The 22,709-nt window shown below is 35.0% G+C and carries 24 protein-coding genes; 8 read left to right on the top strand and 16 right to left on the bottom strand.

The window, feature by feature from the left end; genetic code table 11:
* Positions 1-27 precede the first annotated feature (27 nt).
* The 3 genes from rplI to rpsF are packed head-to-tail and all read right to left on the bottom strand — an operon-like array spanning position 28 to position 1,123.
* Positions 28-471, bottom strand: a complete 444-nt coding sequence (rplI, locus tag IEV85_RS00120; RefSeq protein WP_188459761.1) for a 50S ribosomal protein L9 — start codon at positions 469-471, stop codon at positions 28-30.
* A 26-nt stretch (positions 472-497) separates the two neighbouring features.
* A complete protein-coding gene (gene rpsR, locus IEV85_RS00115; RefSeq protein WP_188459759.1) occupies positions 498-755 on the bottom strand; it encodes a 30S ribosomal protein S18 in 258 nt (85 codons plus the stop codon).
* A complete protein-coding gene (gene rpsF, locus IEV85_RS00110) occupies positions 752-1,123 on the bottom strand; it encodes a 30S ribosomal protein S6 (RefSeq protein ID WP_188459757.1) in 372 nt (123 codons plus the stop codon). Before rpsF ends, rpsR begins: the two co-directional genes overlap by 4 nt.
* 143 nt (positions 1,124-1,266) lie before the next feature.
* Between rpsF and IEV85_RS00105 the strand changes: the two genes are divergently transcribed.
* The 3 genes from IEV85_RS00105 to IEV85_RS00095 all read left to right on the top strand — a co-directional run bounded on the left by IEV85_RS00105 (position 1,267) and on the right by IEV85_RS00095 (position 4,066).
* Positions 1,267-1,713 (top strand): hypothetical protein, encoded by a 447-nt coding sequence (locus IEV85_RS00105; protein ID WP_188459755.1) that lies wholly within the window; start codon positions 1,267-1,269, stop codon positions 1,711-1,713.
* A 50-nt stretch (positions 1,714-1,763) separates the two neighbouring features.
* Positions 1,764-2,063 (top strand): hypothetical protein, encoded by a 300-nt coding sequence (locus tag IEV85_RS00100; RefSeq protein WP_188459753.1) that lies wholly within the window; start codon positions 1,764-1,766, stop codon positions 2,061-2,063.
* Between the two features lie 152 nt (positions 2,064-2,215).
* Positions 2,216-4,066 (top strand): PAS domain-containing protein, encoded by a 1,851-nt coding sequence (locus IEV85_RS00095; RefSeq protein ID WP_188459750.1) that lies wholly within the window; start codon positions 2,216-2,218, stop codon positions 4,064-4,066.
* 2 nt (positions 4,067-4,068) lie between these two features.
* Here IEV85_RS00095 and IEV85_RS00090 read toward each other — a convergent pair whose 3' ends face one another.
* On the bottom strand, positions 4,069-5,187 hold the full coding sequence (locus IEV85_RS00090) for an acyloxyacyl hydrolase (protein WP_188459748.1): 1,119 nt from the start codon (positions 5,185-5,187) through the stop codon (positions 4,069-4,071).
* Between the two features lie 272 nt (positions 5,188-5,459).
* Between IEV85_RS00090 and IEV85_RS00085 the strand changes: the two genes are divergently transcribed.
* On the top strand, positions 5,460-8,048 hold the full coding sequence (locus tag IEV85_RS00085; RefSeq protein ID WP_188459746.1) for an ATP-binding protein: 2,589 nt from the start codon (positions 5,460-5,462) through the stop codon (positions 8,046-8,048).
* Here the strand turns inward: IEV85_RS00085 and IEV85_RS00080 are convergent.
* From IEV85_RS00080 to IEV85_RS00060, 5 genes are all read right to left on the bottom strand, one after another.
* Positions 8,023-9,411 (bottom strand): sigma-54-dependent transcriptional regulator, encoded by a 1,389-nt coding sequence (locus IEV85_RS00080; protein WP_188459744.1) that lies wholly within the window; start codon positions 9,409-9,411, stop codon positions 8,023-8,025. The genes IEV85_RS00085 and IEV85_RS00080 overlap by 26 nt on opposite strands.
* A 203-nt stretch (positions 9,412-9,614) precedes the next feature.
* On the bottom strand, positions 9,615-9,959 hold the full coding sequence (locus tag IEV85_RS00075; RefSeq protein WP_188459742.1) for a PepSY-like domain-containing protein: 345 nt from the start codon (positions 9,957-9,959) through the stop codon (positions 9,615-9,617).
* Positions 9,960-10,301: 342 nt separating this feature from the next.
* Positions 10,302-10,679, bottom strand: coding sequence for a hypothetical protein (locus IEV85_RS00070; RefSeq protein WP_188459740.1), 378 nt, complete (start codon positions 10,677-10,679; stop codon positions 10,302-10,304).
* Positions 10,680-10,917: 238 nt separating this feature from the next.
* Positions 10,918-11,250, bottom strand: coding sequence for a PepSY-like domain-containing protein (locus tag IEV85_RS00065; protein ID WP_188459739.1), 333 nt, complete (start codon positions 11,248-11,250; stop codon positions 10,918-10,920).
* 264 nt (positions 11,251-11,514) lie between these two features.
* Positions 11,515-12,444 (bottom strand): coiled-coil domain-containing protein, encoded by a 930-nt coding sequence (locus IEV85_RS00060; RefSeq protein WP_188459737.1) that lies wholly within the window; start codon positions 12,442-12,444, stop codon positions 11,515-11,517.
* A gap of 127 nt (positions 12,445-12,571) precedes the next feature.
* On the opposite strand from IEV85_RS00060, the gene IEV85_RS00055 reads away from it, so the two are divergent.
* A complete protein-coding gene (locus IEV85_RS00055; protein ID WP_188459735.1) occupies positions 12,572-13,159 on the top strand; it encodes a methyltransferase domain-containing protein in 588 nt (195 codons plus the stop codon).
* On the opposite strand, the gene IEV85_RS00050 is transcribed toward IEV85_RS00055, so the two are convergent.
* Both IEV85_RS00050 and apaG read right to left on the bottom strand, forming a co-directional pair.
* The gene (locus tag IEV85_RS00050) at positions 13,149-13,928 is read right to left on the bottom strand and encodes an O-methyltransferase (protein ID WP_188459733.1); all 780 of its coding nucleotides are present in this window, start codon (positions 13,926-13,928) and stop codon (positions 13,149-13,151) included. The two genes, IEV85_RS00055 and IEV85_RS00050, sit on opposite strands and share 11 nt — an antisense overlap.
* Before the next feature lie 9 nt (positions 13,929-13,937).
* On the bottom strand, positions 13,938-14,324 hold the full coding sequence (gene apaG, locus IEV85_RS00045; protein ID WP_188459730.1) for a Co2+/Mg2+ efflux protein ApaG: 387 nt from the start codon (positions 14,322-14,324) through the stop codon (positions 13,938-13,940).
* 88 nt (positions 14,325-14,412) lie between these two features.
* On the opposite strand from apaG, the gene ung reads away from it, so the two are divergent.
* Positions 14,413-15,087, top strand: coding sequence for a uracil-DNA glycosylase (ung, locus tag IEV85_RS00040; protein WP_188459728.1), 675 nt, complete (start codon positions 14,413-14,415; stop codon positions 15,085-15,087).
* A 12-nt stretch (positions 15,088-15,099) separates the two neighbouring features.
* Here the strand turns inward: ung and IEV85_RS00035 are convergent, their stop codons facing one another.
* Complete coding sequence (locus IEV85_RS00035) at positions 15,100-16,545, bottom strand: leucine-rich repeat domain-containing protein (protein ID WP_188459720.1); 1,446 nt, start codon at positions 16,543-16,545, stop codon at positions 15,100-15,102.
* Between the two features lie 183 nt (positions 16,546-16,728).
* On the opposite strand from IEV85_RS00035, the gene gyrB reads away from it, so the two are divergent.
* On the top strand, positions 16,729-18,690 hold the full coding sequence (gene gyrB, locus IEV85_RS00030) for a DNA topoisomerase (ATP-hydrolyzing) subunit B (RefSeq protein ID WP_188459718.1): 1,962 nt from the start codon (positions 16,729-16,731) through the stop codon (positions 18,688-18,690).
* 82 nt (positions 18,691-18,772) lie between these two features.
* Here gyrB and IEV85_RS00025 read toward each other — a convergent pair whose 3' ends face one another.
* From IEV85_RS00025 to IEV85_RS00015, 3 genes are read right to left on the bottom strand one after another with little or no spacing between them, the layout of a single operon-like run.
* Positions 18,773-19,147 carry a hypothetical protein gene (locus tag IEV85_RS00025; RefSeq protein WP_188459716.1) on the bottom strand — a complete coding sequence of 125 codons (375 nt, stop codon included), beginning with the start codon at positions 19,145-19,147 and terminating at the stop codon, positions 18,773-18,775.
* Positions 19,147-19,764 (bottom strand): hypothetical protein, encoded by a 618-nt coding sequence (locus IEV85_RS00020; protein WP_188459714.1) that lies wholly within the window; start codon positions 19,762-19,764, stop codon positions 19,147-19,149. Before IEV85_RS00020 ends, IEV85_RS00025 begins: the two co-directional genes overlap by 1 nt.
* A complete protein-coding gene (locus IEV85_RS00015; RefSeq protein ID WP_188459713.1) occupies positions 19,761-20,108 on the bottom strand; it encodes a PadR family transcriptional regulator in 348 nt (115 codons plus the stop codon). Before IEV85_RS00015 ends, IEV85_RS00020 begins: the two co-directional genes overlap by 4 nt.
* Positions 20,109-20,231: 123 nt before the next feature.
* On the opposite strand from IEV85_RS00015, the gene ppk1 reads away from it, so the two are divergent.
* Positions 20,232-22,346 carry a polyphosphate kinase 1 gene (gene ppk1, locus IEV85_RS00010; RefSeq protein WP_188459711.1) on the top strand — a complete coding sequence of 705 codons (2,115 nt, stop codon included), beginning with the start codon at positions 20,232-20,234 and terminating at the stop codon, positions 22,344-22,346.
* Between the two features lie 225 nt (positions 22,347-22,571).
* Here ppk1 and IEV85_RS00005 read toward each other — a convergent pair.
* Positions 22,572-22,709, bottom strand: a 138-nt coding sequence (locus IEV85_RS00005) for a transposase (protein WP_188459705.1), incomplete at its 5' end; no start/stop codon positions are given.

Raw genomic sequence — 22,709 nt, 5'->3', positions numbered from 1 at the left:
GGGCTTTCAATTTTTGTTCGAAATCTTTTATTCTGCAACAACAGAAAGAGAGATTTCTTTTTTAACTTCTTTATGAAGATCGATTGTAGCTTTATACTCACCTAATTCTTTAATATCTCCACCGATAGCAATTTTCTTTCTATCAATGTCAAAACCTTTTTCTTTTAAGCCTTCAGCGATTTGAACAGTAGTAACTGCACCAAATATTTTACCGCTTTCACCAGCCTTAGTTTTGATTGTTAGCGTAAGATCACCGATTTTCTCAGCTATTTCTTCTGCATCCTTCTTCATTTTTTCAGCTTTGTGAGCTGCCTGACGGATGTTTTCTTCTATTTTCTTTTGGTTTGAGTTATTAGCAATGATTGCGAAACCCTGTGGAATTAAATAATTTCTTCCATATCCGGGCTTTACTGTTACTGTATCATTCTTATAGCCCAAACCATTTATATCTTGTGTTAAGATTACTTCCATTTTCTGATAAAATTTATTGGGTTAATTTATTTCAATGAGTCAGTAACATATGGCAATAAAGCAATATGTCTTGCTCTTTTTACAGCTTGTGCTACTTTTTTCTGATACTTAGCACTTGTTCCTGTAATTCTGCTTGGTAATAATTTACCTTGCTCGTTTACAAATTTCAATAAGAAGTTAGGATCTTTGTAATCAATATATTTAATACCAAACCTCTTGAATCTACAATATTTCTTTTGATTATCTTGCTTTTTAGCGTTAATCGGTTCGTTATGAAGTGTCATTTGGCTACCTCCTCTTTATTTTCTTTGTTTTTATTAAATGCGCCTTTTCTGCGTCTTTCTCCGTATTCCACAGCATGCTTATCTAAAGCTACTGTTAAGAATCTCATCACTTTCTCGTCTCTTCTGTACTCTAATTCAAGCGCTGCAACAACTTCAGGAGTAGCCTTAAATTCGATAAGATTGTAGAAACCAGTGCTCTTGTGTTGAATTGGGTAAGCTAATTTTTTTAAGCCCCACTGCTCAACATTAATGATTTCAGTGTTCTTATCTTCTAAGATTTTTCTGAACTTGTCGACAGCATCCTTCATCTGAGCATCAGATAAAACGGGAGTTAAGATGAATACCGTCTCATAATTTTTCAATTCCATTATAATTGTTTTTAAAATTGGTCTGCAAAATTAGACTTTTGAATTTAATTTAACAATACTTTTCTAAAAGATTACCAATAAATATTGCAACACTTACAACCTTTTTACTTTTTTGATTGTCTTTGCAGTTGAGAATTTGTTTTATGAAGTATATTTTAATCATTCTATTGCTAATAAGTTTCGTCTCTTGTTCAGAGTTCGATGAAGATAATAAGGATCTTTGTGTTTCCGTTTTTTGTGGTGAAATTGACGCCAATCAAGTAAACTTTACTGTTTATAATAACACCAATATAGATTTTGATATTTTCATCTGGGATGTAGGAGGTACAAAAGACACGGTTGAATTGTTTTCTCTAAAGCAGTATACTTGCTGGTACAATTATGATTCACTCAATACAGCTTATATTTATGCTTATGGCGAGTCCGGCAATAATAAGTATGCTTTGGATACATTAATGATGGATCAGGATTTCGTTCGTAATTTAACAAAGGGTAATTACGCTTTAGAAATTTACAGAGATGGCAGTTCAGGTAACCTTTCTCACCTGCTTATAGATAATTACTCCGGAGAATGCAGAGAGTTTAAATAGCTGTTTACTGCAAGTGTGAAACTTTTAAGTGTAAAAGGAGTTTTGTCACTATGTTCCGTAAACTCTTTATTCTTGTAGTTATTTTATCCATTCTGGCAGTCTGGCTGGTACCAAAGGAGTCCGATTACATTGCAAGGATAGCCAAGGATTATGGAAGTATGCATTCGGGAATACAAATTCCTCAAGAGCAGCTTAAACAAATGATCAGTTATCAGTTTGATCATCATTTGTTTTACAGTGAGTTTACTTGCACCTACGGAAATATTTCCGTTGAATACCATGGCTTCTTCAGTATGATATTTTTTGTTGAGAGTACAAATAATCAGGAATTATTTGATATAGTGGTTTAACTTATATCCAGTCAATGTAATTTTATATTCTAAAATTGCTTTTTATAACCCTCAGAAAATTTTTTCTTTGCACTCACAAGATTTAGCCCAGTAGCCACAGGCAGTTGAGGTTTTCTCCCCCTCTTGTTTTGCACTTTTAAATCATCTGATATATGAACTTTTTATTGCGTTTGCAAAATATTGGTATTCGCTCTTCTTTTGCTGAGCATGTGAACAATAAAATCAAACTCAGCAATATTGTAGCGTTTTTTATTATTCTGTTGGTAGCAGTACCATTTGTATTTATCTCTGTTTTAAATGCTCCTGCACTTACGTTTATTCCAATTGGTGGATTAGTAGCTATGCTTCTAGTTTGGATTTTAAACAAAACAGGTGCTATATATATGGCGAGAATATTTTCAGCCAATGTGCCACTTTTTCTTGCTGCTTGGTTTACAGCCTCACTCACAAGTGCTGAGAGTCAGCCTCCTTTAGTAATGGTTTTAATTTGTCTTGCTTTTGCGATTTTACCATTTCTGGTTTTCGATATCAGGGAGAAGTCATATCTGATTTTTTCAGCAACTATAAACTTTCTCGTATTTATTAGTTTGGGAGAAGTGGCGGGCATATTTGCAAGTGGTATTGATAGTTCGTTCATTACATCAGGCTTTTTATATAAAGCTAATTTTGCTATTTCTATACTTTTAGCTTACACTATTGTTTTTTTATTAGCGTACATAGGTTTTCAGGCGGAGAAAAAGAGTCGTGAATTGATAGAAAATAACGCTGAGCAGAATAAGGAACTGAAGGAATCTGAGGAAAGACTGAAGGATAATTTAAAAGAAGTACATAAAGCGCAGGAGGAAGAGAAAAACAGAGCATGGATAACAGAAGGATTGAGTAGAGTAAACAACCTTACTCGAGCCCATAGCGACCCTGAGAAGCTGAGTAAAGATGTAATTAGTGAAGTAGTAAAGTATTTAGGAGCAAACCAGGGGGCCATCTATTTAGTAGAGCAAGAGGAGGATGTTTCTGAAACTTTCATGGAACTAAAAGGAGCTTTTGCCTTTGGAAGAAGGAAGGTAATAAATGATAAAGTTAAGCCTGGAGAAGGATTGATTGGACAGTGTTTCTTGGAGAAAGATATGATTTTTCTTACAGAGGTACCTGAAAATTTTGTCCGTATCAAGAGTGGGTTGGGTGATGCGAGCCCTAGAAATATTGTGATTATGCCTTTAATGAATAACGAAAGTATTGAGGGTATTATTGAGGTAGCATCATTTGAGATATTACCATCTTTTAAAGTGGACTATTTAAAAAAGCTGGGAGAAAGCCTTGCAACTTCATTTAGCCTGAATAAAATTAACGCAAATACTAAACATCTGTTGGAGCTTTCACAGGAGCAGGAAGAACAAATGCGTTCTCAGGCAGAGGAATTGCATCAGAACATGGAGGAGCTTCAGGCCACTCAGGAAGAAATGCAGCGGAAAAGTCGTGAAACGGAAGAGCAGAACCAGCAGCTACAACAACAGGAGGAGGAATTACGCCAGAATATGGAAGAATTGAGTGCCCAGGCTGATGAAATGGAGCGTAATATGAGAGAAATGGAGGCAATGCAACAGGAAATGAAGGCACGTGAGGATATCCTGAATGAAAGCACCGTTTTATCTGAAGCTGATTTAAGCGGAAGAATAGTTTATGTTAATGATAAATTATGCGAGGTTTCTCAATACAGTCGGGATGAAATGATAGGAAAGCCTCATAGTCTTTTCCGCCATCCTGACACCCCTAAAAAGTTATTTGAGTTAATGTGGAAGACTATTAAAGCAGGAAAAGTATTCCGTGGAATAGTTAAAAATAAAAAGAAGGATGGTAGTGTTTACTGGGTAGATGCTACCATAGCTCCTGTTTTGGACGATCATAACAAGCCTTTAAAATATATTGGAGTGCGATATGTAATTGACAGGGAAGATATTGCCCAACAGCTGTTTGATGCTCAGTTAAAAGCCAATGGTTGGGATTAACCTTATTTTCTGAAATTGTAAACGTAGCCCACACTTAACTCAGAAAAGTCCGCTTTACTTAAATTAGCATTTAAATATGGCGCCAAGTATAAGTTATGCCTCGGCTGTTTTGAGGTGTTTAGCAAATATAAGCGTATACCTAATCGAGTCTGAAAAATTCCTCTTAAATGATATTTGATGGAGTTTTTAGACTCATATCTTGCTGCAAAATGTTCATAGAAAGGTTTGTATAAATTAATTCCTCCTTCAAAAGATAACCCAACATGATGGATAAGAAACTCAGCACCCATTATAAAGTAATAGTTATTAGGGGAAATATTTAGCGCCTGTAATTCAGGGTTGCTGGCAATTGAATCAGCAAAATGTTCATAATGTCTTATTCCAAATCCTGCAGACCATCTGAATTGGTTTTTAAATACTATTCCTGCTGTTAGGGAAGAGCTATAAACAGCCTTTTTTCCTCCACCCACAGGGCCTGAAGTACCTCCGAATTCGTGAAACCCCCAGCCTGTATTGGTACTGATAGATATCCTACGTAAATTTCTTGTATCAGTAGTATCCTTAATCCCTCTTAAAATTGCTGGTTTATTATAAATACCTATGCTTATTACAGCTGAATTTATTCCAAAGTTAGGTAACTGTGTGTGTCCGTTTGAACCATGAACAAAGCCAAACCCCATCCTGAGGGTTTTGCCGGAGGATAATAAAAAATGGCGGTAATAAAAGCTATGAAAAGCCCAGGTAAAGTGGCTTCCAACCGCTTCATTGAGCTTATTATCCTTGTACATTTTAGTAAAATAAGAAAAGCCTAATCCGAATTGAAACATCCCTTTATTCATTGGAAAGCCAATAACAGGGAGTACACTTATTTCATTCCCGAATACATTTGCGTTACCTAAATAATGGAAGCTGGCATGTACACCCATCATAGGATTTCGGAAGTAGCGGTTAACAGAGGTATTGCTATTGGACTGCTTGTAGTAAGTAATTCCGGCACCTATTCTTGGATAAGCAGGTGGGTAATTCAGGTGATTAGGTACAATTCTTCCAATAAAAAGTTCAGGAATAATAAACCTTGCGTCTATCGTGCTATCTTTTTCCTGGGCTTTGGCATCGGACAAATTGAGCAGATATAAAAAGCAAAAACAACTGATTAGAAGAGAACGAGTTATACCGGGGTGACGTTTCTGGAAAGATAGGAAGCAGTGACTCAATTCTTTACTTGGTTATTGTTAACACGATATTATAATAGGGGTACTAAATTAATATTATAAATTTGATTAATTTTAATTTGCCATGGTGATATAGAGAAATAATTCCTGATAAAGAATTATTTCTTTTGTATTTGGCGTTACTTGTAAGGCATTTGATATCCCGGAAAGAAAAAATTACTGTGTCAGATTATACTTCAAAAAAAAATAGAAATACCTCAGCGCTCACAAAGCTTTGGATAGTGCTTATTATCATTATAATAACCGCAGGATCAGTTCTTTTTTGGGGATATGATAACTATGGTAAGCTGGTTCAATCGCTTAATACTATTTCAGAACCTAATCAAAAAATTGCTCTTATAAATGAGTTGTTTCAGGAAATTGTGGAGGCAGATAATTATTTCAATGCATACGCCCTAACTGATGACACTGCCAGCAGAAAACAATACCTTGATAAAATTTCATCTGTAAGAATTATATTAGAAGAACTTGAAATTATTCTTGCGGATGATAGTTTGCAGAAGGAAAGGGTAGATTCTTTGCAACAAACTATCAATGTAAAATACAATTACCTTACCACCTTTCTTAACCTTAAAAAAGAGAAAGCCTCTGCTTTATTTACTAATGAAGCTCTCAACAGAATAAGTAATCAGTTGAAAGACTCTGCTTTCATAGAAAAGGAATTAAAGAGAGAACAAAGAATGGTCAGCAGCGTGGAGCCTGTTGAAAAAGAAAAAATTGTTGTCAGACCTGATGAATATGAAGGCATAAATGGCTTTTTCCGTAAGCTTTTTGGAAAGGAGAATCTGAAGTTAGATACTGTAAAAACCATTGAAGATCGTATTAATTACAGTCTGGATTACTCAGTTGATACCAGCATTGTCCGCGATTATTTTATTGACACTACTCTTTCTGCTGTAAAGAATATTTTAGTTGATGTGTTGGCAGAGGAAATAGATATGCAGCAAAAGCTGAATAAGGTGGAGTTGGAACTCATTAAACAAGACCAAAAGTTTATAGCCATCATTCGTTCTATTATTTCGAAGTTAAGAACTGAGGAGCTTGCAAAAAACATCAGGCAGCAGGATGTATCCAGAATTCAGGCTAAACAGCTCACGCGTGAACTGCTGATTATTGGTGGAATTGGTATAGCACTCAGTGCGATATTTATTTTCCTTATTTTGCGAGATATTACCCGGGCAGGTTTGTATAGAAGAAAGCTGGAGGAGGAAAAGAAGAGAGCAGAACATTTGGCAAAAGTTAAAGAAGAGTTTCTTTCAAAAATGAGTCATGAGATCAGGACTCCGCTTCATAGTATTATAGGTTTTTCAGATTTAATGAGCCAATCAGAATTAAATGCTAACCAAAAAAGGTATTTACAAGCCATTGCTGAATCCAATAAACATTTGAAACAGCTAATTGATGACATATTAGACCAGGCAAAAATAGATGCAAAAAAATTAATTATAGAAGAGCAGCCTGTGTACATTCCCAAATTGGCGAAAGAGCTGGAACTCATCTTCCTTCAGAAGTTTGAATCCTCCCAACTTAGCTTTGATGTACAGGTTTCCGATTTCTTTAAGGCAAATATTTTCATTTCGGACTTATTTAAACTGAAGCAGGTATTGATGAATTTAATTGGGAATGCAATTAAGTTTACAGATATCGGCTATGTACGTTTAAGTTTTGAAGCAGAGAAACTTACCGATGAAGACTGTAAAATTTATATTGCTGTAGAAGACACAGGCAAAGGGATTAAAGAGGAGGAGTTCTCTCAAATTTTCGAGCAATTTCAACAGGGCGTTTCAGGAAGGCAGATTGGGATTTCCGGTACCGGATTAGGGCTTTCAATTAGTAAAAGCATCATTGAAGCACTAGGCGGAAGCATTGCCGTAGAAAGTGAAGTTGGAATTGGCTCTGTCTTTAAAATTAATTTTAGAGCGAAGTATGCGGCTTATAGTGAAGCAGATGCTATAGAAATAATTAATGAGGAACTTAATCAAAGCAAAAATTTTTCAGCGAATATATTAGTACTTGAAGATGATCCGTGGAATGCGCAATTACTGGCTGAAATTCTGAAAAATACCACCGAAAGTTACACAATCTGTAGTAGTGCGGAAGAAGCGATTACCCTATTAAAAAGCAAGCCGAAGATAGATTTAATATTTACGGATATTAATCTGCCTGAAATGAGTGGAGAAGACTTTCAGAAGTTCTGTAGAAGCAATGGGCTTAATATTCCAATAATTGCACTTACAGCCCATATTCAAAAGAGTAAAAAAGAAGAATTGTTAAAAATGGGCTTTGATGCTGTTTGTATTAAGCCTTTTGCTAAAATTGAGATCTTACAACTCCTCAGTACTTTTTTGGAGGAATTAGTAGTTGTAGAGCAGCCACCTTCAGAAGCTGATAAAAAGCCTGCTACTGAAATAGATACTTCAGTTTTACAACAATTTGCAGGCAACAATGCAGAGGTTTTTCAAGAGTTGTTAAATACTTTCCACGAAGAATATGCCTTGAAACTGGAAAAGCTTGACACTGCTTATAAGCAAAAAGATGTCAAAGGAATAGGGAATATTGCACATCAGTTAAAGTCTGCCCTGGAACAAATAGCTTTTGACCAACTAAGCGAGACTTTGAAGACTATTGAGCTTTTTGCCGAAATGGATAAAACCCAGCGGGTACTTGAAGAAACGCAAAGAATTTTACCGGATTTACACGAAGTAGAAATGAAGTTAGAAGCACTTAGGCATCAATCCCATATTCTTTAATTTTCTTGTAGAGGGTAGATCTGTCAATATTAAGTATTTTTGCTGCCATTGACTTATTAAACTTTGTATCTGCCAGCACCTTTTTAATAGTATTGATTTCCTGTGCTTTTTGTATCTCTTTTAAATCCTGATTTGTAACATCATTTTGCTGGATTGAGGATTTATTTCCCGAGTCCACAAAAGTATTTTCAGTGTTTTTAAAGCCCTCAGGTAACTGATCCATCGTTATTTTGTCCGTTGGAGCTAGCAAAACAGCTCTTTTAATAAGATTTTTGAGCTCACGCAGGTTGCCCGGCCAATCATAATTTTTAAATGCCAATAAAACCTCTTCAGATAAAGTTTTGTGATTTTTATTAAGTTCCAGGCATGCTTCTGAAATAAAAAATTCACAGTATTCCTCTAAATCAGCCAGCCTGTTCCTTAATGGGGGCACGTTAAGTTCAAATTCATTTATTCTATGGTATAAATCATTTCGGAATTCCTCGGAGTTTCTGTTTTGAGATAGGCTTTCATTTGTAGCAGAAATGATTCTAACATCAATAGGAATTTCTTTATCGCTTCCCACTCTTTTAATTATGCGTTCTTGCAATACACGTAGGAGCTGAACCTGTACCTCATAAGGAAGGTTTCCTATTTCATCTAAAAATAAAGTACCTCCATTTGCTACCTCAAATTGTCCTTTTTTATCCTGTGTGGCACCAGTAAAGGCTCCTTTTACATGTCCAAAAAGTTCGCTCGCTGCTAGTTCTTTAGAGAGAACGCCACAGTCTATTGCTACAAATTGTTTGTTGGCTCTTTTGCTCTTCTGATGGATAATATTGGCAACATATTCTTTCCCCGTTCCACTCTCGCCCAATATCAGCACACTCATCTTAGTAGGAGCAACCACATCCACATAATTCCATAACTCTAATGACTGCGGAGTTTGTCCAATAATAAATTGAAGCTGCTTTCCATTTGTCTTTTTTGGTGATTCTGTGGTTTTCTCTTGTTCTTCTGGTTTTCTCTCAGCTTTTAAAGCCTTCTCAACAGTTTTCAACAGCTCATCAGGGTTCACAGGTTTATTTACAAACTCATATGCTCCAAGCTTAATAGAGTTAACTGCTGTACGAATGTCAGAATAATTGGTAATAAGAATTACAGGTGTTCCCGGATAAATTCTTTTAATTTCCTGCATTAGTGCTATACCATCCATACCAGGAAGCTTAAAATCTGTAAGTACCAGATTAAACACATGATCTTTCAATAATTCAAGTGCTGATTGGGGTGAGTGAGCAGATTCAACCTGGTAATTATTTCTTAACAGAAAACCTGTTAACATTTTATTAAAAGAAGGATCATCATCAATTACCAGCAGTTTCATGCGTATTTTCTCAATTTTTAAAGTAATCTAAATTTGTTTACGAGGTTTAGAGGAAACATAATTTAGTTACCATTTTACTCAATAATTATCGTTCAAATTTGGTAACGATATTTATTGAAAACCTATTTGAATTATATACAAAAAAAACTCCCCGAAGGGAGTTCTTTCTAGTTTAATCCAAAGTTAGTGATTAATTGGAAATATTACATAACTTCTTTTTTGTCAATTAATTTTCCGTTAGCATCATACTTTAATGCCCATTTCTGATTATCAACCTCGATAATAATTTTATATACTTTTAGAGAATTTTCCTCCATCATGTGCACCTCTTTTATGCTTTCTTTGGTGTATTGAGAGTTATTAAAAGTTTCTTGCACTGCAGCAGGAGCTTCCTCAAACTTAATCTTTTTGGAATCTACCTGATTACTCTCGATTTGAACAGCTTTTACTTCTTCAGTAGCTGCAGTATTAGTAGGCTGAATTGATTGAGCCATTGAAACCATACCTATCGAAGTTACTAGTCCTAATGTTAAAATAAGCTTTTTCATAATATTAAGTTGTTTGATTGAGTTTCTAATTAAATTATACTTATTAAAAGGCTAAATGCGTGCCGGCTTTTTCATTTATTTTATATTACTGATATTCAGTTGGTTATGTGTTTTTAGTGTTTTTGAACTGTTGAAATATCACATCAATGTGTAGGATTAATCAACAAGCTGTGTATTATCATGAGATATATAGGTAAGGAATATTATGAAACTCTTCTGCAGTAATACCATTCTATTCATTTTAGAAGGAAATTTTTCGGAAGTGTCAAAGTAGGTATGACAGTATGCAAAGCGATAAAGTACTTAGGGAGTAAATAAAAAACAGCGGATAAAGCTACTTAATTAAGGAAGTAATTGATCTAAATTGTTAGCTTCGCTTAATTTATTAGAATCTAGCAATTTACCATTTTCATTATATTTCAAAAGCCATTTACTGTCGTCTTCGTAAAGAATAAACTCATAAACTTTACCTTGAGTGCTATTCACTTCTTTTGCGTCAATTATACTTTTAACTTGAAAGCCTGATGCTTCGAAGGTTCGCTGAACAGATGCAGGCATTATTAATGAAGTGTTAATATTATTTTTATGAGATGGGATTTTAAAAGGAATTGAGTCCATTCCTGTTATGGTGTTCCTTACATGCAAAGAGGTGTTGCTAAAAGAAATTAATATAATGCAGATAGCTACAAGTACGCCCAGTGTTAAAAATAATCTTCTCATCGTATATTCCACTAGCTTAAATAAGTGTTAGATACTATAATTGAGCCAAATTGATATTATACTGTTATCTGTATGATTTTCAGATGATTGTATGTTTTCATTGTAAACATGAATTCTATTAAAAGTGTAGGATAATTCCACAATGTGAGGCGATAGAGCACACAGTTCGTTAGCCTAAGGGCAAAAAAAACTCCCCGAAGGGAGTTAAAGAAGCTAAAAGTGAATAATTAAGAACGAATTATTTTGCCTCTTTTTTCTCTAACAAGGTGCCTTTCTCATCAAATTTTAAAGCCCATTTTTGAGCATCCTTTTCAATGATGATTTTGTAAGTTTTTGTACTGGCTTCTGTCACCTCTTGCACTTCTACAATATTTTCTTTAGGGTACTTTTCAGCTTTAAAGGCATTTTGTACGGCAATCGGAGCTTCTTCAAACTTTATTACTTTAGGATTTGAAGTGTTTTTTAACATTGCATTTTCTTTCACCTCTTTAGTTTTTTCAAGGGAAGCCTGAGCTAATGATGTTGTTGATACTGCAACTGCTAATCCTAACGTTATCAATAAACTTTTCATATCTGTAATTTTAAGGTTAAACATGTGTTAGATGTAAGTCTAACTTTATGCCAATGCCAGATTTAATTACAAGTATTTGATTTTCAATTATTTATAAATTAATCTAATTTTTTAGATTGTTGATGTATGCGCCAAAATGTGGAATGTTGCAACAATATGTTCTTAATGATTGAACAAGTTGCATTAGAGTAGTGAAGTGAAATAAAAAAGCCATGCTACCCACAAAGAATAACATAGCTTTATATTTAGTATACTAACGAAAGGTTATTTAACTACAAATTTTTCTTTTCCAATTACATAGTCATCAGCATATAGTTCTACCTGGTAAACACCTTCTTCGTATTCCTCTCCACGATCATATAAAAAGGAAAGCCGCTGTTGTGTATTGTCGAATAAAATTTCTTGTTTAGCTGTATAAAACATTTCCTTACCTTCTATCATAAAGGATCCGGAACCTGTAGCTACATCAAAAAGGATATCGCCTTTCGGGTTAATCACTCTTAATATTATATTTTTACCTTCAGGCTGGGCCACATTGTTTTCAGCCAGGTTAAAAGTTACTTTTAGTTGCTCAATATGTCTTGGTCTGAATTCATCTTCTCTTTCCTTTCCTCTGCTGTTAACAGCCATTACTTTAATATTTTCAGCTTTAAGACGCGAGGCCAGAGCTACTTTACTTTTTAACTCTTCTCTTCTGTCTTTCAAATCAGAAATTGAGTCGTTTAACACATTTTTTTCTGTTTTAAGCGTAGTATTTTCAGTTAGGAGTTGTTCATTTATTTGCTCCAGTTTTTTTATTTTATCGTCCTGTAGTGTTAACAATTCCTCGTAACCACTTACTTTATCTTTATATTTTTTAATCTGGTTAGCAGCCCAATTATTGGATTTTCGAAGTTCCTCTTTTTCATCTTCCAGATTTTTTCTTATCAATTGCAGCTCTGTCACATCACCGCCTAAAGTTTCTATTTCCGCAATTTTCTGGTCTAATTGCTGGCTTATGCTATCTAACTCGCCATAAGTTTCCTGTAATTCAGCTTGCAGACTTTCATTCTCGCTGGCTTCATCAAGGTAGAACTTTATTCCTACAACAGCAGCAATAATAATAATGAAGGCAATAATGATAGCTCGTTTATTAGAGCTTTTAGTGGTTTTACCGAATTCTTCAGAATTGTTTTTTGGTGATTCCGTAGCCATATTTAAAATATTTAATTTAAGTTTTATATCGTTTTAGGATATATATCAATACTTTTATCCGATTAATAACGCTTTTTTATCGGTAGAATTTAGTGCGCAAATTAAAACATTTATTTATACTAATCTAATGGAGTTAAACGAATCTTACTGGACTGACAGGTATTTAGAGGAAAGTACGGGATGGGATATTGGATATGCTTCTCCCCCAATTGTTCATTATGTAGATAAACTAGTGAACAAAGAACTTAAAATATTAATACCAGGCTGCGGAAATGCTTATGAGGCAGAATACCTCTGGAAGGCAGGTTTTAAAAATGTTTATTTAGCGGACATCTCTTTAACTCCTTTACAGAAATTTGCTCAAAAGGTTCCCGACTTTCCGGAGCAGCATCTTTTGCATCAGGATTTTTTTCTTTTGGAAGAACAATATGATCTGATTCTAGAGCAGACATTTTTCTGCGCACTTCATCCATCATTGAGGGAGAAATATGTGCAGCAAATGCACCAACTACTTTCAATAAAGGGTTGCCTGGTCGGCTTGCTCTTCAATGATCCACTGAATGATGATCATCCTCCTTTTGGCGGTAACAAGGCTTTGTATGAACAATTATTTAAGAAATTATTTAGCATACAAAAAATGGAAACCTGTTATAATTCAATTGCTCCCAGGCAGGGCAGAGAACTGTTTATTAAGCTACAGCCCATCAAAAATTAAGAATATAATGTTGTTTTTCAAAATCAGGATTAAAGAAAACAAAGCCTGCATCAAAAATATCAATAGTGCTTTTAACTTCAGGGTGTTGCTTTATTTTTTTCCAGGCTTGTTTCATGCCTGAAGACCAGTGGATATCATCAAAAATAAAAATTGAACCAGAGTGATGGTGGGGGAGTAATTGGTTAAAATAATTGAGAGTAGCCTCATAAGTATGGTTAGCATCCAAATAAACTAAGTCTATTGAAGAAGCCATATCAAGGAGGAAGTGCGGTAGGCATTCATTAATATTTCCTTTAATGAACTGGATATTTTTGTATTTAGCACATGTACTTTTAGCAATGTCAATCAAATTTTCATCACCTTCAAAGGTATATATTTTAGATGCGGTATCAGCATCAGCAAGATAGGCAGTGTTAACCCCCAGGCTGGTGCCTAACTCCACTATTTGCTTAAAATGAAACTGCTTAATGAGTTGATTTAACAATAAGGAAAATTTAGGAGAGGAAAGGCTGTTTTTTGCTATGTCCTTTATTTTTCTTTTATCTGATTTTAATGTTTTAGAACCTGCACCAAGGTCCTGAACTTCAATTGTCTGCTCAGATTTTAATAATTTTTGTCGTTGAGTTTCAATAGAATGAATATATGCGTCATTTTTACCGCTCTTTAAGTGCTCTTTATAAAATCTGAAAAAAAATGGAGAATGAAGCGAATGTTCATCTGTTTTTAAATGAAAATAGATGAGCCATTCCTTTAATAAAAAGAAATTCAAATCGGAAGATTAATTAAGGCGGAATGGTGCCACCATTACAAATTCGGGAATAGTTACTTCTATTTGTTTGCCGTCCACTAAACGTTCCATTGCGAAGTGTCCAAGCATTTTACCATATGCTGATTTTAAGTTACAGCCTGATACATAAGAATGCACATCACCTGGTTCTAATATAGGCTGCTGACCAACAACCCCTTCACCTTCCACTTCTTTTTTGGTGGTGCCAGCATCATGAATGTACCATTGCCTTCTGAGCAATTGAACAGTGTGCTCACTTTTATTTTCAATTGTTACTTTGTAGGTGAATACATAATGAAACTGAACCGGACTAGAATATTCAGGTTGGTATTTAGTTTCAACACTAACGCTTATGCCTTTTGTTATCAGTTTAACCATTTAGTAAAGATATACTGTTTTAACGATTTTATAAATTGAATAGTTTTTAAAATTTAAATGTGCTTAAAATTTTTTTAATTTTGATGCTATGGCAACAGCAGCAAATGTACAAATTGACCCTAGTTGGAAAGTTTATTTAGAACAGGAATTTTCAAAAAGCTACTTTACTGAGTTAATAAAATTTATTAAAGCTGAAAATCAAGCTAGAACTATCTATCCCAAAGGCAGTCAAATTTTCAACGCTTTTGCGCAATGCCCTTTTGAAGAAGTTAAAGTGGTTATTCTTGGCCAGGATCCTTACCATGGGCCAGGTCAGGCAAATGGATTAAGTTTTTCTGTTAACCCTGGTATTCCTATGCCTCCTTCGCTTGTTAATATTTTCAAGGAAAGAAAGGCTGATTTAGATAAACCTATGCCTCCCAATGGTGATTTAACACCCTGGGCAAAGCAAGGAGTTTTACTTTTAAACGCCACTTTAACTGTGGCTGCAAAGTCTCCGGGCTCCCATCAAAACAAAGGTTGGGAAGAATTCACTGATGCAGTTATTAAATTACTTTCTGATCAAAAGGAAAATCTGGTATTTATTTTATGGGGAAGTTATGCTCAGAAAAAAGGCGCTGTCATTGATGCCAACAAGCACCATATTATTCAGTCTCCGCATCCTTCTCCGTTTTCTGCACATAGAGGCTTTTTCGGTTCAAAACCTTTTAGTAAATGTAATGCTTATCTGGAAGCAAAAAGATTGACTCCTATCAACTGGTAGATAGCTTAATCCTCATAAATTTTCCTGATCTAACTCTATACTTACTTTAACCCCCTGTTTCTGCAGTTGTTCTAAGGTTTGTATGATAGACTCTGCTTTCGATTTGGACTCTGCTTCAAAAGTAATCCCTCTTATCCACAGGTACTTCAAATGATTTAAAGAGGTTATTGCCTCGGGAATGGAATGAATCTCATTGAAGGAAATATCGAGGTCTTCCAATTTGTTAAATGATAAAGCGCAAGAGGGAAAGGCATTTAAATAATTATTGTTGACATGAAAATCGGTGATGTTAGCCAGTTTTTTCATGCTTTCAGGAAGATAGGAAATTCGGTTATGATGAAGATAAAGTTCCTTCAGGTTATTTAGATTCCCCATGTTTTCAGGTAACTGAAAGATTCTGTTATTAGCTAAAAATAGCCTTTCCAATTTTTGCGCGCTAGTTAGTGTTTCAGGTAATTTTTCAACATTATTGTAGTAGATGTCGAATTCAGTCAGGTGGGGTGAATTGAAGAAGTAATCTGGTACTTCAGTCAGGTTGTTCTTGTAAAAAGAAAGCATTACCAATTTCCTCAATGTTCCAATTGCAGGATCTATGTTTTGGCTTACAATTTCATTTTCGGCTAATTGAAGCTCAATAAGTTCAGGAAAATAGCCAATTTCTTTTGGCACTGCTTTTAGCTGATTGAAAGATAATATCAATTGCGTAAGATTTTGGACAGTGTCGTTTGCCAAATTTTTTATGAGTACTGAATTATTGGAGAGGTTTGCACTTTCTAGCTTTGCCAGTCTATGAAGGTTAAACTTTTCTGTAGGGCGGAAATCATTTCTTACAAAGTCTATTTTTTTTAGATTTTTTAGTTTGTGAAAGGATTTTGGGGCAGAGGCGTAGGGGCTATCCCGGTACACTAATTCCTTAATATTTCTGTTTTTAGAAAACCTGAAAGGTTTTTTGCAGGCATAATTATAGATTGTGATTTTTCTCAAGCTATCTAACCCAAACAATTTCCAGTTTAAGAGCCATGGTAGCTTCTTTGTTGAAGAGCCAATAAGTTCTATCTCTTTTAAATTTTTGCATTTTAATATTTGAAATAGCGGTAATTTTTTCAAGTCTGCAAAAGTCAGATGTGTGATGGTATCTTTTCTTGTGCTGTTCCTTAAACCATCATGCTTCGTGAAACTTTTGGTCGGTGAATGTGTTGAAAATGAAAATTTCGGGATTCTTCTTAACTCTGAGATAGCTGAGTCACGAGATATTTTTGTATCGATGTAACTGCTATCAGTTAATACAATCACAGCTTTTCCATTTTGCATCTCTATAGAATTTCCATTGGTTAAAACCATGCTATAACGGTGATGACGTAAAGAATCTTCCTTGCTATAAAATTTATAAGGACCACGCTGAGCCAAAACGTTCAATGAGATGATGAATAGGAGGACAATTGTGCTTGCTTTTTTCATGTAGGTTCGTTTATCAACTAAATATATAGTTAATAAATTTATGCTACAAATTTCACCTTTGATTTTTACAGACGTATATGCGGTAGTTTTTTAACAAAACTTTCAAAAAATGCATAAAAAAGCATTTTTATGCTATCATTATCCATATAAAAACCTTATTTTTGATCTTTTGGTAAAAGTACTATGAGTAAAGAAAAAGATAAGAAGAATCAAGATTATTCAGCAGGTAATATCACCGTTCTTGAAGGATTAGAAGCGGTAAGAAAAAGGCCTGCCATGTATATTGGCGATATCGGGGTAAAAGGCTTCCACCACATGGTGTGGGAAGTAGTTGATAACTCTATTGATGAGGCAATGGCCGGCCATTGTACTACTATCAAAGTAGAAATTAATGAGGATAATTCTGTTACTGTTACAGATGATGGTAGAGGGATCCCTGTTGATATGCATGAAAAAGAAGGGAAATCAGCTCTTGAGGTGGTTATGACTGTTCTTCATGCCGGAGGTAAATTTGATAAAGATACATATAAAGTTTCTGGTGGTTTACATGGTGTGGGTATTTCAGTAGTAAATGCACTTTCTACTATGTTAAAAGCCACTGTGTACAGCAGAGACGGAAAAATATACGAACAGGAATATTCAAGAGGTGTGCCTAAAGGGCCCGTAACTCCTGTGGGTGAAACAGATATTACCGGAACTAAAATTCATTTTAAGCCGGATCATGAAATTTTCCTTTTAAATGAATTTAAATACGAAACTATTGCTACAAGGCTTAGGGAATTGGCTTACCTTAATGCAGGTGTTCGTATTGAATTAGTAGATCACAGAGATCAAGATGAGAAAGGTGAAGACAAAACCGAGGTTTTCCTAAGTGAAGGAGGTCTTTTGGAATTCGTGGAATACCTGGATGCAGGTCGTGAAAAACTAATTCCATCACCTATTTACATGGAAGGAGAGAAGAATGGTGTGCCTGTTCAGGTAGGGTTAAATTATAACACTTCCTATACTGAAAATGTTGTTTCTTATGTTAATAACATTAATACACATGAAGGTGGTACACACGTTTCCGGATTTAGAAGAGCGCTTACCCGTACTTTAAAAGCTTACGCAGATAAATCGGGTTTATTGGATAAACAAAAGATTGAAGTAGCCGGAGATGACTTTAGAGAAGGACTAACCGCTATTATTTCAGTAAAAGTAGCCGAGCCTCAGTTTGAAGGTCAAACAAAAACAAAGCTAGGAAACTCCGATGTAATGGGTGCTGTAGAAACCTGCGTGGCTGAAGTACTCCAAAATTATCTTGAAGAGAACCCGAAAGAGGCTAAAATGATAGTGCAGAAGGTTCTTTTAGCAGCTCAGGCACGTCATGCAGCACGTAAAGCGCGGGAAATGGTGCAAAGGAAGAACGTGATGAGTGGCTCAGGTTTACCCGGCAAGCTGGCTGATTGTTCTGAGAAAGATCCCGGAATTTGCGAACTGTATCTTGTGGAGGGAGACTCTGCAGGTGGTTCCGCCAAGCAGGGAAGAAACAGAAAGTACCAGGCTATTCTTCCTCTTAAAGGAAAAATCCTCAATGTTGAAAAAGCTCAAATCCATAAGATTTACGATAATGACGAAATAAAAAATATCCTGACAGCTTTGGGTGTATCTTTTGGAACAGAAGATGATGAAAAAGCATTGAATATCGCCAAACTTCGTTATCACAAAATAGTAATTATGACGGATGCCGATATTGACGGTTCTCACATTAGAACCCTGATATTGACATTGTTCTTCCGTTATATGCGCGACCTTATTGAAAAAGGGTATGTGTACATTGCACAGCCACCTCTATATTTAATCAAAAGAGGTAAGAAAGAAATGTATTGCTTTACTGAGGATGACAGAGAAAGAGTAGTAAAGGAGTTGGCTCCTGAAGGTAAAGAAGATTCATTACATATTCAGCGCTACAAAGGTCTGGGAGAAATGAATCCCGAACAACTTTGGACCACTACTATGGATCCTGAAACCAGAAATATGAAACAGGTTTCTGTTGAGTCTGCAGCAGAAGCTGATCACTTATTCAGTATGCTGATGGGAGACGAAGTGCCTCCTAGAAGAGATTTTATTGAAAAGAATGCTAAATATGCAAAAATTGACATTTAATATACTTCAATTCAAGAATTTGAAAAGCCTCTGCTCATGGTAGAGGCTTTTTTTGTGAGTTAGCTTATAAAGGAGCGATTCTTTAGAGTTCCAGCAAAGATTTCCGATACATGTTATAAAATGCTAAAGGGAGGAAAGCAAAGGCAAAAAGTACAAAAGCTGATGTCATAGCTATGTTAGCGTAAAAATCGCTGGTAAACCTTAACCACGTTGAGCTGATAAAAACTATAGCGGTTACACATCCACTTAGCCACTGGTAAAATACAAGTCTATCTCTCAATTTGTTTTCCTTCCATCTGAAGAAGAAAATCAAAGGAATGCTAAAAAGTGAAAAGCCTGTTTCTCCAATGTAAAGCAAGTTGAAAGCGCCAGGCAAATGCAATAACTTAAAGAGAAAGCCTGAAATAAATAAAAAGCTAAAGAGCCATGCGGATAGATAAATTGTTTTTTTTATCATCAATTACTTATCTCAGTTTCACCTGATTGGTACATTCTAAAGAATAAAAAAGGAAGAAATCCTAAACCGAATACCAGAAATCCTATACCTAACAAAATACCTGCACCTTGCAGATGAAGCATTTTAAAAATAGAAGCTGTGATGATAATCATTAAGCTGGCTGTACCTAGTATCCACTTTAACTTTTCTGAGAGTAGAGAAAATACTTTGTTCTTAAATTTATTAATAAGCAGCATCGGCAAGAAAATAAATGAAATACCCAGTAGTCCGCTAAACATTAAAACGGAGGCACCAGGAAGATGCATTATTTTGAAAAATGCACCAACTGTAGTACTTAAAGCAAAAATATAGCCTGAAATGTAAGTGAATTGTTTCATGATAATTATTGTTTTATGGTTTATTAAAAAAAGTGTTTCATGTTGTATTTCAGTAAACCCATTAGGGGTAGTTTGTTGAAATGCTTTTTGATAAGCCTTTTCAAATGATATTCCCTTTTGCATATCAATTTCTATCAGGCAACAAAAGTGGTCTATCAGGTCATCTTGCAGCGCTTGAGAAGTTATACCACTTTCTTTAATTTGTCTGCTTACAAAATCAACTTGCTCTTCAGAAATCATAATGCTGGTGAAGTTTTGTTATTAGTAAACACAATTTTCTGTAAGGTTTCAATAAAGTCGGATAGCTCTTCCATTACTGCATTCTTTTCTTTTTTTCCTTTTGGAGTTAAAGCATAATACTTTCTTACTCTTTTGCCAATTTTTACTTCTTCAGTGGTAACTATGCCATCTTTTAATAGCTTATGCAAAGTGGGGTAGAGGCTACCATCCTTGATGAGTATTTTCCCACCTGAGGTTTCTTTTACCTTCTGACATATTTCATAACCATACATTTTGCTGTTTTCCTCTAGTAGCTTTAAAATAATTACTCCTAGTGTTCCTTTTAATAATTCCTTTGAATACATAGTTCAAATATACATCAAATTATGATGTATCAAAATTAAATATAAAATTTTATGATTATTTAACCCATTCTGTTTAATTAAAGAGCAAAGCTTTTCTATATTTAAGCTTATTTCAATTTTCTTATGGCAATAGACAGAATTAGCGATTTAATTAATAATAGTACTTTAGTAAGCAGGGATTTAAGCTGGCTTCAATTCAATTATAGGGTATTGGATCAGGTACGCCATCCTGAGAGAAGTATATTTGAAAGGCTTAAGTTTCTGGCGATTACGGCATCTAACCTTGATGAATTTTTTATGATCAGGGTAGGGTCGCTCTATAATTATATTGATTATGGAAGAGAGCGAATTGACTATTCAGGCCTGAGGGAGTTACCTTTTAGAAAGAAGCTTCTTACAGAATGTCAAAATTTTGTAAAGGCTCAGAATAAGATTTTCACAGAAGAGCTTGAGCCTTTTTTTGAAGATAACGATTTCAAAATAGTTAACATAGATTATTTAAAGGAAGCAGAATTGAAAAAGGCGCACTCTTTTTTCGATAAGATCATATTCCCTATGTTAACTCCCATGGTGTATGACAACTACCATACTTTTCCAATTTTAATGAATAAACTGCTGATTTTTTCGGTGGTTACACGGAATCATGGAGATAAGAAAGACAATAAAAAGCTTTCATTTATTCAGATGCCACAAAATATTCAACGATTTTTTGAGATCTATAGAGATGGCAAAATTCTATTTTTACCTATTGAACAGTTAGTTCGTGCCAATATTGAGAAGCTCTTCCGGAATATTGAAATTCTTTCTGTTAATATGTTCAGGGTTACCAGAAATGGTGACTTTACTTTAGAGGAAAGTGATGATATTGAAGCCAACTTCCTCGAAGAAATGCGCAAAAAACTTAAAACAAGGAAAACGGGTAGGGTTGTTCGGATAGAGATCGATAAAGATTACGATAAGTGGATGATGAAAGTGTTGTGCGACAGGTGGGAAATAGACAAGGACAACATATTCAAGTTTGATAAAAATGCCCTGCTGGACTACGGTGCGCTTTGGCAGATCATTAAGCACAATGAATTTAAGGACAAACTTCCTGTACCTCACATGCCTGTTCCACCGCTTACTTTTCCTGAGCATAAATCTGATTCTGATAATATTTTTGAGATTTTGAAGGAAAGGGATATTTTGCTTCATCACCCATACAATAACATTGAACCTGTTTTGGATATGATTGAAAAGGCAGCAGATGATCCTAAGGTGCTTTCTATCAAATTAACCATTTACAGGCTTGCAAAAGATTCCAGAATAGCTGACGCTTTGTTAAAGGCAGCCGAGAATGGTATTCACGTTTCGGTGTTATTTGAAGTTAAAGCGCGTTTTGATGAGGAAAACAATATAAGAGAAGCAAAAAGGCTTCAAAAAGCCGGTTGCTTTGTAATTTTTGGCATTAGTAGGTTTAAAACACATACAAAACTATTGATGATTGTGCGTAAAGAAGGGGAGAAGGTGACCCGATATCTGCACATGGCTAGTGGAAATTATAATGAAGATACAGCCAGACTCTATACTGATATAGGCCTAATGACCACGGATGAAGTATATGCTCAGGATATTTCTGAATTTTTCAATGTAATTACCGGCCATAGTTTCCCACAAGAGTACGAGAGACTGATTACTGCGCCAAAAGATATGCGGAACAAGCTGATTGATCTTATCAGAAATGAAGCAAAAAATGCGCAACAAGGTCTGCCAGCAGGTATTTGTATTAAAATAAACTCATTGGAAGATAAGGAAGCGATCGATGAATTATATGCCGCTTCCCAGGCAGGAGTACCTATTAAATTGATTGTTAGAGGAATTTGTTGCTTAAGACCAGGCAGAAAAGGACTAAGCGAGAATATTACGGTTTGCTCAATAGTGGGTAATTACCTGGAACATTCAAGGATTTATTATTTTCATAATAATGGTGACCCGAAAGTCTATGGAGGTAGTGCTGATATGATGGTAAGGTCCTTTGAGCGGAGATTGGAATCTTTATTCTTAATTGTAGATGAAACACTTAAAAAGCAGGTGATGAACATCCTCAGATATAACCTTAGAGATAATGTGAATTCTTATATTATGAATGAAGATAGTACTTATTCTATTAGAGAGAAAGGTGAGATGGAACCATTTAGTATCCATGAAGAATTCTATAAATTGACTCCTGAAATAATTGATGATGTCAAATTATTCTAGATTTAGCTGATGTGCTTAAATCCCTAAATAAGAGTAAGTTAACATATTAACTCTCTGGTTTTCCGTGAGAGCTAAGGGATTTAGAGGGTTTAGTATCACATTTTAAAAGCCACAATAGACATTTAGATAAATTTATTGTGGCTTATTTTTATGTCTTATGTAATTGATATCACTCTGCTTTTATGAAGATTAGGGATCAACCCGAAAAGTTGGGGAGTAGTAATTTCAAGCATAGATTCTTGAGAGTCTATAGAGGAAGAAAGCTACGTTTTTGACCCCTCTGAACTGAGCTCTAAAGGCTTTGATCTTTGCATTAAATGATTCAGCTGCTGCATTGGTACTTCTTCTTTCAAAGAAATTGAG

The sequence above is a fragment of the Marivirga lumbricoides genome, from assembly GCF_014636295.1.
GTDB lineage: Bacteria > Bacteroidota > Bacteroidia > Cytophagales > Cyclobacteriaceae > Marivirga > Marivirga lumbricoides.
The sequence above is the reverse complement of the archived record's forward strand: the minus strand, read 5'-3'. Positions and strand labels throughout refer to the sequence as shown.

Bases quoted from the DNA above. Each gene is read 5' to 3' on its own strand.
- IEV85_RS00070 (WP_188459740.1), bottom strand. From the start codon at position 10,679: ATGAGAAGATTATTTTTAACACTGGGCGTACTTGTAGCTATCTGCATT.
- IEV85_RS00080 (WP_188459744.1), bottom strand. From the start codon at position 9,411: ATGAAACTGCTGGTAATTGATGATGATCCTTCTTTTAATAAAATGTTA.
- IEV85_RS00065 (WP_188459739.1), bottom strand. From the start codon at position 11,250: ATGAAAAGTTTATTGATAACGTTAGGATTAGCAGTTGCAGTATCAACA.
- IEV85_RS00060 (WP_188459737.1), bottom strand. From the start codon at position 12,444: ATGGCTACGGAATCACCAAAAAACAATTCTGAAGAATTCGGTAAAACC.
- IEV85_RS00095 (WP_188459750.1), top strand. From the start codon at position 2,216: ATGAACTTTTTATTGCGTTTGCAAAATATTGGTATTCGCTCTTCTTTT.
- IEV85_RS00055 (WP_188459735.1), top strand. From the start codon at position 12,572: ATGGAGTTAAACGAATCTTACTGGACTGACAGGTATTTAGAGGAAAGT.
- IEV85_RS00075 (WP_188459742.1), bottom strand. From the start codon at position 9,959: ATGAAAAAGCTTATTTTAACATTAGGACTAGTAACTTCGATAGGTATG.
- IEV85_RS00025 (WP_188459716.1), bottom strand. From the start codon at position 19,147: ATGATAAAAAAAACAATTTATCTATCCGCATGGCTCTTTAGCTTTTTA.
- rplI (WP_188459761.1), bottom strand. From the start codon at position 471: ATGGAAGTAATCTTAACACAAGATATAAATGGTTTGGGCTATAAGAAT.
- IEV85_RS00035 (WP_188459720.1), bottom strand. From the start codon at position 16,545: ATGAAAAAAGCAAGCACAATTGTCCTCCTATTCATCATCTCATTGAAC.
- IEV85_RS00015 (WP_188459713.1), bottom strand. From the start codon at position 20,108: ATGTATTCAAAGGAATTATTAAAAGGAACACTAGGAGTAATTATTTTA.
- ppk1 (WP_188459711.1), top strand. From the start codon at position 20,232: ATGGCAATAGACAGAATTAGCGATTTAATTAATAATAGTACTTTAGTA.
- IEV85_RS00020 (WP_188459714.1), bottom strand. From the start codon at position 19,764: ATGATTTCTGAAGAGCAAGTTGATTTTGTAAGCAGACAAATTAAAGAA.
- gyrB (WP_188459718.1), top strand. From the start codon at position 16,729: ATGAGTAAAGAAAAAGATAAGAAGAATCAAGATTATTCAGCAGGTAAT.
- ung (WP_188459728.1), top strand. From the start codon at position 14,413: ATGGCAACAGCAGCAAATGTACAAATTGACCCTAGTTGGAAAGTTTAT.
- rpsF (WP_188459757.1), bottom strand. From the start codon at position 1,123: ATGGAATTGAAAAATTATGAGACGGTATTCATCTTAACTCCCGTTTTA.
- apaG (WP_188459730.1), bottom strand. From the start codon at position 14,324: ATGGTTAAACTGATAACAAAAGGCATAAGCGTTAGTGTTGAAACTAAA.
- IEV85_RS00105 (WP_188459755.1), top strand. From the start codon at position 1,267: ATGAAGTATATTTTAATCATTCTATTGCTAATAAGTTTCGTCTCTTGT.
- rpsR (WP_188459759.1), bottom strand. From the start codon at position 755: ATGACACTTCATAACGAACCGATTAACGCTAAAAAGCAAGATAATCAA.
- IEV85_RS00100 (WP_188459753.1), top strand. From the start codon at position 1,764: ATGTTCCGTAAACTCTTTATTCTTGTAGTTATTTTATCCATTCTGGCA.